The sequence below is a fragment of the Streptomyces sp. S465 genome (assembly GCF_026898115.1).
GTDB classification, from domain to species: Bacteria; Actinomycetota; Actinomycetes; order Streptomycetales; family Streptomycetaceae; genus Streptomyces; species Streptomyces luomodiensis.
In genome coordinates, this window is record NZ_CP114036.1 from 7,777,593 (window position 1) to 7,792,661 (window position 15,069).

The following is a 15,069-nucleotide window of genomic DNA, read 5'->3' on the forward strand; positions in this document are numbered from 1 at the left end:
CCCTTCCAACTCCTCGCAGTTGCGGTCCTTGAGGGACGAATTGCCTGGCCGGCAAGGGGTGGCGGGCAGGCAAAGGGTTTGTGGGGCGTTCACACAGCGGCGGTGTGGGCAGGTACCGTTCGACGGGAGCGGCCTCACCGCCGTGTCAGCACGTGACAGTTGTCGGACGAGAACTGCCTGTACGAGACGGAGTGCCACCGGATGCAGCATGCAGTGGGGGCTCCGCTGCCACCGCCCCACCAGCCGGGGCCGGTCCCGGGGCCGCGGGGCGCGGGCTGGGCCCAGGGCGCGAGTGCCAGCCATCACCCGGGACCCCATCCGAATCCCCCCGCACCGCCCGCGCCTCCCATGCCCGGACATCCCGCACCGCCCGCGCACCATCCGGTGTCGCCGCCACCGGCCCCGCCCGCGCACCCCGGGGCGCCGCTGGAGACGGTGAACACCACCGGCCATGTCCAGCTGCCGCCCGGCGGCCCGGTGCCGCTGCCGCACCCTTCGCCGGACCCGACGGTCGCCGACGCCTCGCAGGCGGCGGTGGCGGTGCTGCTGATCGGACCGGCCGGGGCGGGCAAGACGACGGTGGCGCGCTACTGGGCCGACCGCCGCCGGGTGCCGACCGCGCACATCAGCCTGGACGATGTGCGGGAGTGGGTCCGGTCCGGTTTCGCCAACCCCCAGTCGGGGTGGAACGAGAACTCCGAGGCGCAGTATCGCCTCGCCCGCCGCACCTGCGGCTTCGCCGCCCGTAACTTCCTGGCCAACGGCATCTCCTGCATCCTCGACGACGCCGTCTTCCCCGACCGCCCGGTCGTCGGCCTCGGCGGCTGGAAGCGCCATGTAGGCCCCGGGCTGCTGCCGGTGGTGGTGCTGCCGGGCCTGGAGATCGTGCTGGAGCGGAACGCGGCCCGCACCGGCAACCGCCGCCTCAGCGACGAGGAGGTGGCGCGGATCCACGGCCGGATGGCGGGGTGGTACGGCTCCGGTCTGCCGATCATCGACAACTCCACCTATGACGTGGAGACCACGGCCCGCATGCTCGACGAGGTGGTCGCCCGCTCCATCGCGAGCCCGCCCAGCTGGTAGGACCCCCGTCCGGCCCCGTTCGACCGGCCGTGCCCGCCGGGCGTGCGTAGGCTCGGGAACATGTCCGAGGTGTACGCGGCCCGACGCGCCCGTCTGCGCGATCAGTGCACCGCGGCCGGGAGCGCGGCGGCGGTCGTGTCCCGGCCCGCCAATGTGCGCTATCTGTGCGGCGAGGTGCCGCCCGGGGCCGTGCTGTTGCTGGGCCCCGTCCAGGACGTGCTGGTGGCCGCCGACGTCCCGTTCACCTCACCGCTCCCCTCCTCCCTCCCTCCGCGTCCGGAGGAGCCGCGGCTGCTCGTCCTGCCCGGGGCGGACCGCGATCCGGCGGTGGCCGCCGCCGATCTGGCCGCGGCGGACGGTGCCGACTCGCTGGCCGTGGAGGAGCACGATCTGACCGTCGCCCGCCATCGGGCGCTCGGCGCCGCGGCCCCCCGGGTCCGCCTCGCCGATCTGGGCCGGGCCGTGGAACAGCTGCGGATCGTCAAGGACGACGAGGAGATCGCCTGTATGCGGATCGCCGGGGAGCTCGCCGACCAGGCGCTCGGCGAGCTGCTGGAGTCGATCCTGGTGGGCCGCACCGAGCGGCATCTGGCGCTGGAGCTGGAGCGCCGGCTGGTGGACCACGGCGCGGACGGCCCGGCCTTCCCCACCGTCGTCGCGGCGGGGCCCCACGCGGGACGCCCCGGCCATCTGCCCACCGACCGGCGGGTCGAGGAGGGCGACTTCCTCACCATCTGTCTCGGTGCCGACTACCGCGGCTACCGCTGCCAAGTGGGCCGTACCTTCGTCGTCGGACCCTCGCCCGCGGACTGGCAGGTTGAGCTGTACGACGTCGTCTTCGCCGCCCAGCGGGCCGGGCGGGAGGCGCTGCTGCCGGGCCGGGCGTACCGGGATGTGGACCGGGTGACCCGTCAGGTGCTGGACGCGGCGGGCTACAAAGACGCGCTGGAACCGTGTACTGGACACGGCGTGGGCCTGGAAATCCGGGAGGACCCTCGGCTCACACCCTCTGCCATGGGTAAACTGGACGCTTGTGTGCCGGTCACCGTCGAGCCGGGGGTCCACCTCCCGGGCCGGGGCGGTGTCCGGATCGACGACACGCTCGTCGTTCGCCCCGAGGCGGACGGCGGACCCGAGCTACTCACCATCACGACCAAAGAGCTGCTCGCGCTCTAGGCTTCGGCCGCGGCTTGGCTACGGCCTTACGCTTCGGCTTCGGCCTGCGAACGGCGCGTGGCATCTCTTCGGTCTCCGCCAGCGCAGTCCAGGAGATCCCGCAACCGTGGCATCCACGAACGACCTCAAGAACGGCATGGTGCTCAAGCTCGACGGCGGCCAGCTGTGGTCCGTCGTCGAGTTCCAGCACGTCAAGCCCGGCAAGGGCCCTGCTTTCGTGCGCACCAAGCTCAAGAACGTGCTGTCCGGCAAGGTGGTCGACAAGACCTTCAACGCCGGCGTGAAGGTCGAGACGGCCAATGTCGACAAGCGCGGCATGCAGTTCTCGTACAAGGACGGCGAGAGCTTTGTGTTCATGGATATGGACACCTTCGACCAGATCTACATCACCCCCGAGGTCGTCGGAGACAACGCCCGCTACCTGCTCGAGGGGTTCGAGGCCGTCGTGGCGATGTACGAGGGCAACCCGCTGTACGTCGAGCTGCCCGCCGCCGTCGAGCTGGTGATCGAGTACACCGAGCCGGGTGTCCAGGGCGACCGCTCCACCGGCGGCACCAAGCCCGCCAAGCTGGAGACCGGCTACGAGATCGGTGTGCCGCTGTTCATCACCACCGGTGAGAAGATCAAGGTCGACACCCGCTCCGGTGAGTACCTCGGTCGGGTGAACAACTAACCGTGGCTGCCCGCAACAAGGCCCGTAAGCGTGCCTTCCAGATCCTCTTCGAGGCCGATCAGCGCGGCAGCTCCGTGCAGACGGTGCTCGCGGACTGGATCCGGCACGCCCGGACCGACGACCGGCAGCCGCCGGTCAGCGAATACACGATGCAGCTCGTCGAGGGGTACGCCCAGCACATCGGGCGGATCGACGAGCTGATCGCCACCTATGCGGTGGGCTGGACGCTGGACCGGATGCCGGTCGTCGACCGGAACCTGCTGCGGCTGGGCACGTATGAGCTGGTGTGGGAGGACGCGACCCCGGACGCGGTGGTGATCGACGAGGCGGTGCAGCTCGCCAAGGAGTTCTCCACCGATGACTCGCCGGCCTTCGTCAACGGTCTGCTGGGCCGTATCAAGGAGCTGAAGCCGAGTCTGCGCCGCGATCAGGAGCACCAGGCATAACCCCGCGCCGGACCGCTGGGCCGGAGGCCGGACGCCGCACGAGCCTGTCATCACCGACGAAGCGCGACTGAGCATGACAAAGCCGCCGGTGGCGATGGAGACCCATAAGGGTCCCACCGCCACCGGCGGCACGTTTCTGCTGCTGGAGAAAGCCGATGCAGAGGGGTGAGAACGACTCAGACGTCCTCGTGCTGGACCGCGCGGCGGGCGTCGGCGCCCAGCACGCCCCAGCTGATCAGCTGCTCGGTCAGCACGGACGGCGACTGGTCGTAGATGACGGCGAGGGTGCGCAGATCGTCCTGGCGGATGGAGAGCACCTTGCCGTTGTAGTCACCACGCTGGCTCTGGATCGTCGCGGCGTACCGCTGGAGCGGGCCCGCCTTCTCGACCGGCACATGTGCCAGCCGCTCCAGGTCCAGTACCAGCTTCGGCGGGGGCTCCGCGGCCCCGGCCGGGCTCGTGCCCGGAAGCAGCTCCTGCACCGGGACGCCGTAGAAGTCGGCCAGCTCGGCGAGACGCTGCACGGTCACGGCACGGTCACCGCGCTCGTACGACCCCACCACCACGGCCTTCCAGCGGCCCTGGGACTTCTCCTCGACACCGTGGAGGGAGAGGCCCTGCTGGGTGCGGATGGCGCGGAGCTTGGCCCCGAGCTGTTTGGCGTATTCGCTGGACATAAAGCTCCCCGGACGCTGTATCGACGTGCGGCTTCACCGCGCGGCTGGTCACTCACTGTGAGGTTACGCAGCGTAATTTCCATTCGTCAAGCCGAACGGAGCGGAGGGGCTCCGGCCAGGGGCGTTGACGGGGGCACTCGCTGCCCCTGCTAGTGTGAATGGCGCAAATCCGACCGTCCTTTAAGGTCCGTCCCGTGAGGCGGAGAAGGAGGTCCGTTTCGTATGGACGCACACACCTCGGACGCCGCGCGCTCCGTGCTGGAAGCACCGGATATCGCGCGCGTTCTGACCCGCATCGCCCACGAGATCGTCGAGCGCGCCAAGGGCGCCGATGACGTGGTGCTGCTCGGCATTCCCACCCGTGGTGTCTTTCTCGCCCGGCGGCTGGCCGCCCGGCTCGAAGAGATCACCGGCAGGCCCGGCCGGATTCCGGTCGGCTCGCTGGACATCACGATGTACCGCGACGACCTGAGGCTGCGCCCGGCCCGCGCACTCGCCCGCACCGAGATCCCCGACGACGGCATCGACGGCCGTCTGGTGGTCCTCGTCGACGATGTGCTCTTCTCCGGCCGCACCATCCGTGCCGCGCTGGACGCCCTCGGTGACATCGGGCGACCGCGCGCGGTCCAGCTGGCGGTCCTCGTCGACCGCGGTCACCGGGAACTGCCGATCCGCGCCGACTACGTCGGCAAGAACCTCCCCACGTCGCTGCGGGAGACGGTCAAGGTCCAGCTCACCGAGGAGGACGGCCGCGACAGCGTGCTCCTCGGGCTGCGCGCGACCACCCCCGCGGACGGGAAGTAGCGCCCCACCCCGACGGCGAGGAGAGCCCCGGCGATCCCGGGGCACCCGCCCGGACGGACCACCGGTGCCCGTAGGACACCGGTCCCCGCGCCTGCCCGCCCGCATGCCCGCACCTCTTCTGTCACCCACGGAGCAACCGGATGAAGCGCCACCTCATCTCGGCCGCCGACCTCTCGCGCGACGACGCCGTCCTGATCCTGGACACCGCCGAGGAACTGGCCCGGCTCGCCGACCGGCCGATCAAGAAACTGCCGACCCTGCGCGGCCGTACCGTCGTCAACCTCTTCTTCGAGGACTCGACCCGTACCCGCATCTCCTTCGAGGCGGCCGCCAAGCGGCTGTCCGCCGACGTGATCAACTTCTCCGCCAAGGGCTCCTCGGTCTCCAAGGGCGAGTCCCTGAAGGACACCGCGCTCACCCTGGAGGCGATGGGCGCCGACGCCGTCGTGATCCGCCACCACGCCTCCGGCGCCCCGCACCGGCTCGCCACCTCCGGCTGGATCAACGGCGCCGTGGTGAACGCGGGCGACGGCACCCATGAGCACCCCACCCAGGCGCTGCTCGACGCCTTCACCATGCGCCGCCACCTGAGCCCGGAGGGCTCCGGCGTCGGACAGGACCTGGCCGGGCGCCGGATCACGATCGTCGGCGACGTGCTGCACAGCCGGGTGGCCCGCTCCAACGTCCATCTGCTGTCCACCCTGGGCGCCGAGGTCACGCTGGTCGCCCCGCCGACGCTGGTCCCCTTCGGCGTGGAGAGCTGGCCCTGCGAGGTCGCCTACGACCTGGACTCGGTGGTCGGCAAGTCCGACGCCGTGATGATGCTGCGCGTCCAGCGCGAGCGCATGAACGCCGCGTTCTTCCCCACCGAGCGGGAGTACGCCCGCCGCTACGGCCTGGACGGCGAGCGTATGGCGCGGATGCCGGAACACGCCATCGTGATGCACCCCGGCCCCATGAACCGCGGCATGGAGATCACCGCTGAGGTCGCGGACTCCGACCGCTGCACCGCCGTCGAGCAGGTCGCCAACGGCGTCTCGATCCGCATGGCCGTCCTGTATCTGCTGCTCGGCGGGAACGAGTCCGCCGTCGCCGCCCGCACCGAGGAGAGCAAGTGACCATGAGCGACACGAACAAGACGCTGCTGCGCGGCGCGAAGGTGCTCGGCGGTGAGCCGCGGGACGTCCTGATCGAGGGGGAGCGCATCGCCGCGGTCGGCTCCGGCCTGGACGCGGACGGCGCCACCGTGATCGACGCCACCGGGCAGATCCTGCTGCCGGGCCTGGTCGACCTCCACACCCATCTGCGCGAGCCCGGCCGTGAGGACTCCGAGACGGTCCTGACCGGCACCAGGGCCGCCGCCGTCGGCGGCTTCACCGCGGTCCACGCCATGGCCAACACCTTCCCGGTCGCGGACACCGCGGGCGTCGTCGAGCAGGTCTGGCGGCTGGGCAGGGAATCCGGCTACTGCGACGTCCAGCCCGTCGGCGCGGTGACCGTCGGACTGGCGGGCAAGAAGCTCGCCGAGCTGGGCGCGATGCACGACTCCGCCGCCGGGGTGCGGGTCTTCTCCGACGACGGCAAGTGCGTGGACGACGCGGTGATCATGCGCCGGGCACTGGAGTACGTGAAGGCGTTCGACGGCGTCATCGCCCAGCACGCCCAGGAGCCCCGGCTGACCGAGGGCGCCCAGATGAACGAGGGCGTCGTCTCCGCCGAGCTGGGCCTGGGCGGCTGGCCGGCCGTCGCCGAGGAGTCGATCATCGCCCGTGATGTGCTGCTCGCCGCGCACGTCGGCTCCCGGGTGCACATCTGCCATCTGTCCACCGCGGGCTCGGTCGAGATCGTCCGCTGGGCCAAGTCCAAGGGCTGGCACGTCACCGCCGAGGTCACCCCGCACCATCTGCTGCTCACCGATGAGCTGGTGCGCTCCTACAACCCGGTCTACAAGGTGAACCCGCCACTGCGTACCGAGGCCGACGTGATGGCGCTGCGCGAGGCCCTCGCCGACGGCACCATCGACTGCGTGGCCACCGACCACGCCCCGCATCCGCACGAGGACAAGGACTGCGAGTGGGGCGCCGCGGCCATGGGCATGGTGGGCCTGGAGACGGCGCTGTCCGTGGTCCAGCACACCATGGTGGACACCGGGCTGCTGGACTGGGCGGGCGTCGCCGACCGGATGTCGGTACGTCCCTCGGCCATCGGCCGCCTGGCCGGCCACGGCCGCCCCGTCGCCGCCGGGGAGCCCGCCAACCTCACCCTGCTCGACTCCGCTTACCGTGGTGTGGTGAACCCCGCGGGCTTCGCCTCCCGCAGCCGCAACACTCCCTACGAGGGCCGCGAACTGCCGGGCCGCGTGACGTACACGTTCCTGCGGGGGCGGGCGACGGTTGTGGACGGGAAGCTGGCGTGACATCTCCGAGTCATCCGGTGGCGGGCCTCGCGCACTTCGCGAGCCTCGCGGCCGAGCAGAAATCGCAGGAAGTGACGGACTGGGCGGCGCGGCTCGGCTGGGTCGTCGGGCTGCTGCTGGTCATCGCGCTCGTCTACTGGCTGATGCGCGAGGGCTGGAAGTGGCGCGGCACCCTCCAGGGCGACCTCCCCGAGCTGCCCGCGGCCCCCGACGAGCCCGGTGAGGCCGTGCTCGCCCACCCGTCGCCCACCACCACCCTCAAAGGACATAAACCCCTTACACTCAGCGGCCGCTACCACGGCTCCACCACCGCCGGGCAGTGGCTGGACCGGATCGTCGCCCAGGGCCTCGGCACCCGCAGCCGGGCCGAGCTCACCCTCACCGACCGGGGCGTGAGCGTGGTGCGGCCGGGCGCCAGGGACTTCTTCATCCCCGCCGCCGAGCTGCGCGGCGCCCGGCTCGACAAGGGCATCGCCGGCAAGGTCCTCGCCGAGGGCGGACTGCTGGTGATCACCTGGCGGCTGGGCGAGAAGCTGATCGACTCGGGCTTCCGGTCCGATCGCGCGGCCGAGCACCCGGCCTGGGTCGACGCACTCACCTCCCTGAGCGCGAGCGACGAGAAGGCCCCGAGCAGCCAGAACGCCCCGGGCGACCAGAACACCCCGGACAACCAGAACAACCCGAGCAACCAGACGGAAGGCGCCGCACGATGACGACCTCCACCCGGGGGGCCAGCGCCCCCGCCGTACTCGTCCTGGAGGACGGCCGCACCTTCCGCGGCCGGGCCTATGGGGCCGTGGGGGAGACCTTCGGCGAGGCCGTGTTCTCCACCGGAATGACCGGCTACCAGGAGACCCTGACCGACCCCTCCTACCACCGCCAGGTCGTCGTGATGACCGCCCCGCACATCGGGAACACCGGCGTCAACGACGAGGACCCGGAGTCCCAGCGGATCTGGGTCTCCGGCTATGTGGTGCGCGATCCGGCCCGCACGCCCTCCAACTGGCGCTCCCGCCGCTCGCTCGACGAGGAGCTGGCCGCCCAGGGCGTCGTCGGCATCAGCGGCATCGACACCCGCGCCCTCACCCGCCATCTGCGGGAGCGCGGCGCCATGCGCGTCGGCATCTTCTCCGGCGAGGCACTCGGCGACGAGGCCGCGCTGCTGGCCAAGGTGCGCACCGTCCCGCAGATGAAGGGCGCCGACCTGAGCGGCGAGGTGGCCACCGGCGAGCCCTACGTGGTCCCCGCGATCGGCACCAAGAAGTTCACCGTCGCCGCGATCGACCTGGGCATCAAGGGCATGACCCCGCACCGGATGGCCGAGCGCGGCATCGAGGTCCACGTCCTGCCCGCGACCGCGACGGTCGAGGACGTCTACGCGGTCGGCCCGGACGGGGTGTTCTTCTCCAACGGGCCGGGTGACCCGGCCACCGCCGACCACCCCGTCTCCCTGATGCGGGCCGTGCTGGAGCGCTCCACACCGCTGTTCGGCATCTGCTTCGGCAACCAGATCCTCGGCCGGGCGCTCGGCTTCGGCACCTACAAGCTGAAGTACGGGCACCGCGGGATCAACCAGCCGGTGCAGGACCGCACCACCGGAAAGGTGGAGGTCACCGCCCACAACCACGGCTTCGCCGTGGACGCCCCGCTCGACGCGCCGTCCGACACCCCCTACGGCCGCGCCGAGGTCTCCCACGTCTGCCTCAACGACAACGTCGTCGAGGGGCTGCGGCTGCTCGACCGCCCCGCGTTCAGCGTCCAGTACCACCCCGAAGCCGCCGCCGGTCCGCATGACGCCGCGTACCTGTTCGACCGCTTCGTGTCCCTGATGGAGGGCCAGCGTGCCTAAGCGCACCGACATCCAGTCCGTTCTGGTCATCGGCTCCGGCCCGATCGTCATCGGCCAGGCCGCCGAGTTCGACTACTCCGGCACCCAGGCGTGCCGGGTCCTGAAGTCCGAGGGCCTGCGGGTCATCCTGGTCAACTCCAACCCGGCCACGATCATGACCGACCCGGAGATCGCCGACGCCACCTATGTCGAGCCGATCACCCCGGAGTACGTCGAGAAGATCATCGCCAAGGAGCGCCCGGACGCGCTGCTGCCCACCCTCGGCGGCCAGACCGCGCTCAACACCGCGATCTCCCTGCACGAGGCGGGCACCCTCGAGGAGTACGGCGTCGAGCTGATCGGTGCCAACGTCGAGGCGATCCACAAGGGCGAGGACCGGGACCAGTTCAAGGAGGTCGTGGAGGAGGTCCGCAAGAAGATCGGCCACGGCGAGTCCGCCCGCTCGGTCATCTGCCACTCCATGGACGACGTCCTCGCGGGCGTCGAGCAGCTCGGCGGCTACCCCGTCGTGGTCCGCCCCTCCTTCACCATGGGCGGCGCGGGCTCCGGCTTCGCCCACGACGAGGACGAGCTGCGCCGTATCGCCGGCCAGGGCCTGGCCCTCTCGCCGACCACCGAGGTGCTCCTGGAGGAGTCCATCCTCGGCTGGAAGGAGTACGAGCTGGAGCTGATGCGCGACCGCAACGACAACGTCGTGGTCGTCTGCTCCATCGAGAACTTCGACCCCATGGGCGTGCACACCGGTGACTCGATCACCGTCGCCCCGGCGATGACGCTCACCGACCGCGAGTACCAGACCCTGCGGGACATCGGCATCGCCGTCATCCGCGAGGTCGGCGTCGACACCGGCGGCTGCAACATCCAGTTCGCGGTCAACCCCGAGGACGGCCGGGTCATCGTCATCGAGATGAACCCGCGCGTCTCCCGCTCCTCGGCGCTCGCCTCCAAGGCCACCGGCTTCCCCATCGCCAAGATCGCCGCGAAGCTGGCCGTGGGCTACACCCTGGACGAGATCCCCAACGACATCACCCAGGAGACCCCGGCGTCCTTCGAGCCCACGCTCGACTACGTCGTGGTCAAGGTGCCCCGCTTCGCCTTCGAGAAGTTCCCGGCCGCCGACCCCCGGCTCACCACCACCATGAAGTCGGTCGGCGAGGCCATGGCCATCGGCCGCAACTTCACCGAGGCGCTCCAGAAGGCGCTGCGCTCGCTGGAGAAGAAGGGCAGCCAGTTCGACTTCAGCGGGGAGCCCGGTGACAAGGCCGAGCTGCTGGCCCAGGCCGTCGTCCCGACCGACGGCCGGATCAACACCGTGATGCGGGCGATCCGCGCCGGGGCCACCCCGCAGGAGGTCTTCGACGCCACCAGGATCGACCCGTGGTTCGTGGACCAGCTCTTCCTGATCAAGGAGATCGCGGACGAGCTCGCCGCCGCCGACAAGCTCCACCCCGAGCTGCTCGCCGAGGCCAAGCGGCACGGCTTCTCCGACGCCCAGATCGCCGGCATCCGCTCGCTGCGCGAGGACGTGGTCCGCGAGGTGCGGCACGCGCTGGGCATCCGGCCCGTCTACAAGACGGTCGACACCTGCGCCGCCGAGTTCGCCGCCAGGACCCCGTACTTCTACTCCGCCTACGACGAGGAGTCCGAGGTCGCCCCGCGCGAGAACCCCGCGGTGATCATCCTCGGCTCGGGCCCCAACCGCATCGGCCAGGGCATCGAGTTCGACTACTCCTGCGTCCACGCCTCCTTCGCGCTGCACGACGCGGGCTATGAGACCGTCATGGTCAACTGCAACCCGGAGACCGTCTCCACCGACTACGACACCTCCGACCGGCTCTACTTCGAGCCGCTCACCCTGGAGGACGTCCTGGAGATCGTCCACGCGGAGACGCAGGCCGGCCCGGTCGCGGGCGTCATCGTCCAGCTCGGCGGCCAGACCCCGCTGGGCCTCGCCCAGGCGCTCAAGGACAACGGAGTGCCGATCGTCGGCACCTCGCCCGAGGCGATCAACCTCGCCGAGGAGCGCGGCGCCTTCGGCCGGGTGCTGACCGAGGCCGGGCTGCCCGCGCCCAAGTACGGCACCGCCTTCTCCTTCGAGCAGGCCAAGGGCATCGCGGCCGAGATCGGCTACCCGGTCATGGTCCGTCCCTCCTACGTCCTCGGCGGCCGCGGCATGGAGATCGTCTACGACGAGCCCTCGCTCGCCGCGTACCTGGAGCGGCACGCCGGGCTGATCTCCGAGCACCCGGTGCTCATCGACCGCTTCCTCGACGACGCCATAGAGATCGACGTGGACGCGCTCTACGACGGCCAGGAGCTCTACCTCGGCGGCGTCATGGAGCACATCGAGGAGGCCGGGATCCACTCCGGCGACTCGGCCTGCGCCCTGCCCCCGATCACCCTCGGCGGTTTCGACATCAAGCGGCTGCGCACCTCGACCGAGGCCATCGCCCGCGGGGTGGGCGTCCGCGGGCTGATCAACATCCAGTTCGCGCTGGCCGGGGACATCCTCTACGTACTGGAGGCGAACCCGCGCGCCTCCCGTACCGTCCCCTTCACCTCCAAGGCCACCGCGGTCCCGCTGGCCAAGGCCGCCGCCCGGATCTCGCTGGGCGCCACCATCGCCGAGCTGCGCGCCGAGGGGCTGCTGCCCTCCAGCGGCGACGGCGGCACGCTGCCGCTGGACGCGCCGATCTCCGTCAAGGAGGCCGTGATGCCGTGGAGCCGGTTCCGGGACGCCTCCGGGCACGGGGTGGACACCGTCCTCGGCCCGGAGATGCGCTCGACCGGTGAGGTCATGGGCATCGACTCGGTCTTCGGCGCGGCCTACGCCAAGTCGCAGGCCGGGGCGTACGGCGCGCTGCCGACCAAGGGGCGGGCGTTCGTCTCCGTCGCCAACCGCGACAAGCGCTCGATGATCTTCCCCGCCCGGGAGCTGGTCGGCCTCGGCTTCGAGCTGCTGGCCACCTCGGGCACCGCCGAGGTGCTCAAGCGCAACGGCATCAACGCGACCGTGGTGCGCAAGCACTGCGAGGGCGAGGGCCCGAACGGGGAGAAGACCATCGTCCAGCTCATCCACGACGGCGAGGTCGACCTGATCGTCAACACCCCGTACGGCACCGGCGGCCGCCTCGACGGCTATGACATCCGTACGGCGTCCGTCGCCCGCGGCGTCCCGTGCCTGACCACCGTCCAGGCGCTCGCGGCCGCCGTCCAGGGCATCGAGGCGCTGGGCCGGGGCTCGGTCGGCGTCCGATCGCTCCAGGAACACGCGGAACATCTGACCGCCGCCCGCGAGGAGTGAGGCGAGGAGGGGGACACCGGCCGGTGTCCCCCTCTTCATGAGCCCACTCCATGAGCCCACCTCTCGCCCGCGCCCAGAAAGCCCCTCATGTACGCGCTCCTGTTCCACCTGGTCTTCCGGCGGATGGACCCGGAGAAGGCACACCACCTGGCCTTCTCCTGGATCCGGCTGGCCGCCCGCATCCCGGTCCTGCGCACCTTCGCCGCCGCCGTCCTCGCCCCCCGCCACAAGGCGCTGCGCACCGAGGCGCTGGGTCTGCGGATGCACGGGCCCTTCGGGCTCGCCGCCGGATTCGACAAGAACGCCGCCGGTATCGACGGCATGGCCATGCTGGGCTTCGACCATGTCGAGATCGGCACGGTCACCGCCCAGCCGCAGCCCGGCAACCCCAAGCGGCGGCTCTTCCGGCTGGTCGCCGACCGCGCCCTGATCAACCGGATGGGGTTCAACAACGAGGGCTCGGCGGCGGTCGCGGCCCGGCTCGCGGCCCGGCGCCCGGCCTTCCGTACGACGGTCGGCGTCAACATCGGCAAGACCAAGGTCGTCCCGGAGGCGGAGGCCGTCGCCGACTATGTGACCTCCGCCGAGCGGCTCGCCGCCCACGCCGACTACCTCGTCGTCAACGTCTCCTCGCCCAATACCCCCGGACTGCGGAATCTCCAGGCCGTGGACCAGCTGCGGCCGCTGCTGACCGCGGTCCGCGAGGCCGCCGACCGCACGGTCACCGGCCGCCGGGTGCCCCTTCTGGTCAAAATCGCGCCGGACCTCGCCGACGAGGACGTGGACGCGGTCGCCGATCTCGCGGTCGAGCTCGGCCTGGACGGCATCATCGCCACGAACACCACGATCGCGCGGGACGGCCTCGGCCTCACCTCCCCCGCGCGGCTCACCGCCGAGACCGGCGGCCTGTCCGGCGCCCCCCTGAAGGCGCGCTCCCTTCAGGTGCTGCGCCGCCTGTACGCCCGGGTGGGGGACCGGCTGACCCTGGTCGGGGTGGGCGGGATCGAGACCGCGGACGACGTCTGGGAGCGGATCCTGGCCGGTGCCACGCTGGTGCAGGGCTACAGCGGCTTCATCTACCGGGGCCCGTTCTGGTGCCGTGAGATCCATCACGGCCTGGCGGCCCGGCTGGAGCTGAGCCCGTACGCCACCCTCGCCGAGGCCGTCGGCGCCGAGGCCACCGCGTAAACCCGCCCACCGGCCCTACCCGACAACGCAGCGGTGCGGACGGGCCCGCATCCCGAGGAGACACCGATGACCAGCCCCACCCCGTTCGGCGCCCGCCTGCGCGCCGCCATGGACGACCGCGGCCCCCTGTGCGTCGGCATCGACCCGCACGCCTCCCTCCTCGCCGACTGGGGCCTGGGGGACGATGTGGCGGGTCTGGAGCGGTTCACCCGGACCGTCGTGGACGCCCTCGCCGAGCGGGTCGCCGTCCTCAAGCCGCAGTCGGCCTTCTTCGAGCGGTTCGGCTCACGCGGTATCGCGGTGCTGGAGCGGGCCGTCGCCGACGCGCGCGCCGCCGGAGCGCTGGTGCTGATGGACGCCAAGCGCGGCGACATCGGGTCGACCATGGCCGCGTACGCCTCCGCCTACCTGGACCCCTCCGGTCCGTTGTTCTCGGACGCCGTCACCGTCAGCCCCTACCTGGGCTTCGGCTCGCTGCGCCCGGCGCTGGACGCGGCGCGGGCCGCCGGGGCGGGCGTCTTCGTGCTGGCCCTGACCTCCAACCCGGAGGGCGCCGAGGTGCAGCACGCGGTGCGGCCCGGCGGGGCGACCGTGGCCGCCTCGGTGCTGGCCGCGCTCAAGGCCGAGAACGCCGCCGAGGCCGCCGAGGGCCGCCTCGGCTCGTACGGCGCGGTCGTCGGCGCGACGCTGGGCGGGGCGGCCCGGGAGGCGGGCGCCGAGCTGGCGATCGACGGGCCGTTGCTGGCCCCCGGCATCGGCGCCCAGGGCGCGACCCCCGCCGACCTTCCCGCGGTCTTCGGCCCGGCGGTCCGGAACGTCGTTCCAAGCGTCAGCCGGGGGGTGCTCCGGCACGGTCCGGATGCCGCGGCGCTGGTCGAGGCGGCCTCGCGAATGGCCGATGAAGTGCGTGCCGTGGCCGAATAACCGGGTTGGTTTGCTCCTAAATGTCCGAGTCGAGCGAGTCTGACCAGGACTTTTCATCTGTTCTCGCTGACTGGAGCGGAATGGGCCGCTAGTCTCCGACGAGAGCGAACGCGCTGCTGCGTTGCGCGTTGCTCCCCAGGTGAGGGGCGACTAGGTTCCTCACGGTCCATATCCGACAGTTCGACATCCGAGGTGACGTAGGCGTGGCTCTTCCGCCCCTTACCCCTGAACAGCGCGCAGCCGCGCTCGAAAAGGCCGCCGCGGCTCGCCGGGAGCGCGCCGAGGTCAAGAATCGACTCAAGCACTCCGGCGCCTCCCTGCACGAGGTCATCAAGCAGGGCCAGGAGAACGATGTCATCGGCAAGATGAAGGTGTCCGCTCTCCTCGAGTCCCTGCCCGGCGTCGGCAAGGTCCGCGCCAAGCAGATCATGGAGCGGCTCGGCATCTCCGAGAGCCGTCGTGTGCGGGGTCTGGGCTCCAACCAGATCGCGTCGCTCGAGCGTGAGTTCGGCGGCGCCGCCGGCTGACG

14 protein-coding genes are annotated in these 15,069 nt (G+C 71.2%); 13 read left to right on the forward strand and 1 reads right to left on the reverse strand.

Annotated elements, in window-relative coordinates; translation table 11 throughout:
* Window positions 1–201: 201 nt before the first annotated feature.
* From N6H00_RS33040 to nusB, 4 genes are all read left to right on the forward strand, one after another.
* Window positions 202–1,083 carry a Pro-rich N-terminal domain-containing protein gene (locus N6H00_RS33040; protein WP_268975492.1) on the forward strand — a complete coding sequence of 294 codons (882 nt, stop codon included), beginning with the start codon at window positions 202–204 and terminating at the stop codon, window positions 1,081–1,083.
* A gap of 60 nt (window positions 1,084–1,143) precedes the next feature.
* Window positions 1,144–2,259 (forward strand): M24 family metallopeptidase, encoded by a 1,116-nt coding sequence (locus tag N6H00_RS33045; protein WP_268975493.1) that lies wholly within the window; start codon window positions 1,144–1,146, stop codon window positions 2,257–2,259.
* A 106-nt stretch (window positions 2,260–2,365) separates the two neighbouring features.
* Entirely contained in the window at window positions 2,366–2,932 is a 567-nt protein-coding gene (gene efp, locus N6H00_RS33050) for an elongation factor P (RefSeq protein ID WP_037951647.1), read from the forward strand.
* Between the two features lie 2 nt (window positions 2,933–2,934).
* Window positions 2,935–3,378: a transcription antitermination factor NusB gene (nusB, locus tag N6H00_RS33055; protein ID WP_268975494.1), complete on the forward strand. Its 444-nt coding sequence runs from the start codon at window positions 2,935–2,937 to the stop codon at window positions 3,376–3,378.
* Window positions 3,379–3,554: 176 nt separating this feature from the next.
* Here the strand turns inward: nusB and bldD are convergent, their stop codons facing one another.
* The gene (gene bldD / locus N6H00_RS33060; RefSeq protein ID WP_014056259.1) at window positions 3,555–4,055 is read right to left on the reverse strand and encodes a transcriptional regulator BldD; all 501 of its coding nucleotides are present in this window, start codon (window positions 4,053–4,055) and stop codon (window positions 3,555–3,557) included.
* 222 nt (window positions 4,056–4,277) lie between these two features.
* Between bldD and pyrR the strand changes: the two genes are divergently transcribed.
* The 9 genes from pyrR to N6H00_RS33105 all read left to right on the forward strand — a co-directional run bounded on the left by pyrR (window position 4,278) and on the right by N6H00_RS33105 (window position 15,067).
* Window positions 4,278–4,859: a bifunctional pyr operon transcriptional regulator/uracil phosphoribosyltransferase PyrR gene (gene pyrR, locus N6H00_RS33065; protein ID WP_268975495.1), complete on the forward strand. Its 582-nt coding sequence runs from the start codon at window positions 4,278–4,280 to the stop codon at window positions 4,857–4,859.
* Between the two features lie 140 nt (window positions 4,860–4,999).
* Window positions 5,000–5,977, forward strand: coding sequence for an aspartate carbamoyltransferase catalytic subunit (locus N6H00_RS33070; RefSeq protein WP_268975496.1), 978 nt, complete (start codon window positions 5,000–5,002; stop codon window positions 5,975–5,977).
* A 2-nt stretch (window positions 5,978–5,979) separates the two neighbouring features.
* Window positions 5,980–7,275, forward strand: coding sequence for a dihydroorotase (locus tag N6H00_RS33075; RefSeq protein WP_268975498.1), 1,296 nt, complete (start codon window positions 5,980–5,982; stop codon window positions 7,273–7,275).
* Entirely contained in the window at window positions 7,272–7,988 is a 717-nt protein-coding gene (locus N6H00_RS33080; RefSeq protein ID WP_268975500.1) for a PH-like domain-containing protein, read from the forward strand. The genes N6H00_RS33075 and N6H00_RS33080 overlap by 4 nt, the downstream gene beginning before the upstream one ends.
* Window positions 7,985–9,124 carry a glutamine-hydrolyzing carbamoyl-phosphate synthase small subunit gene (gene carA, locus N6H00_RS33085; RefSeq protein ID WP_268975502.1) on the forward strand — a complete coding sequence of 380 codons (1,140 nt, stop codon included), beginning with the start codon at window positions 7,985–7,987 and terminating at the stop codon, window positions 9,122–9,124. Before N6H00_RS33080 ends, carA begins: the two co-directional genes overlap by 4 nt.
* Window positions 9,117–12,428 (forward strand): carbamoyl-phosphate synthase large subunit, encoded by a 3,312-nt coding sequence (carB, locus tag N6H00_RS33090; RefSeq protein WP_268975503.1) that lies wholly within the window; start codon window positions 9,117–9,119, stop codon window positions 12,426–12,428. Before carA ends, carB begins: the two co-directional genes overlap by 8 nt.
* Window positions 12,429–12,515: 87 nt before the next feature.
* Window positions 12,516–13,616, forward strand: a complete 1,101-nt coding sequence (locus N6H00_RS33095; protein ID WP_268975504.1) for a quinone-dependent dihydroorotate dehydrogenase — start codon at window positions 12,516–12,518, stop codon at window positions 13,614–13,616.
* Window positions 13,617–13,682: 66 nt separating this feature from the next.
* A complete protein-coding gene (gene pyrF / locus N6H00_RS33100) occupies window positions 13,683–14,540 on the forward strand; it encodes an orotidine-5'-phosphate decarboxylase (protein ID WP_268975505.1) in 858 nt (285 codons plus the stop codon).
* 203 nt (window positions 14,541–14,743) lie between these two features.
* On the forward strand, window positions 14,744–15,067 hold the full coding sequence (locus N6H00_RS33105) for an integration host factor (protein WP_009713618.1): 324 nt from the start codon (window positions 14,744–14,746) through the stop codon (window positions 15,065–15,067).
* The last annotated feature ends 2 nt before the right edge of the window (window positions 15,068–15,069 follow it).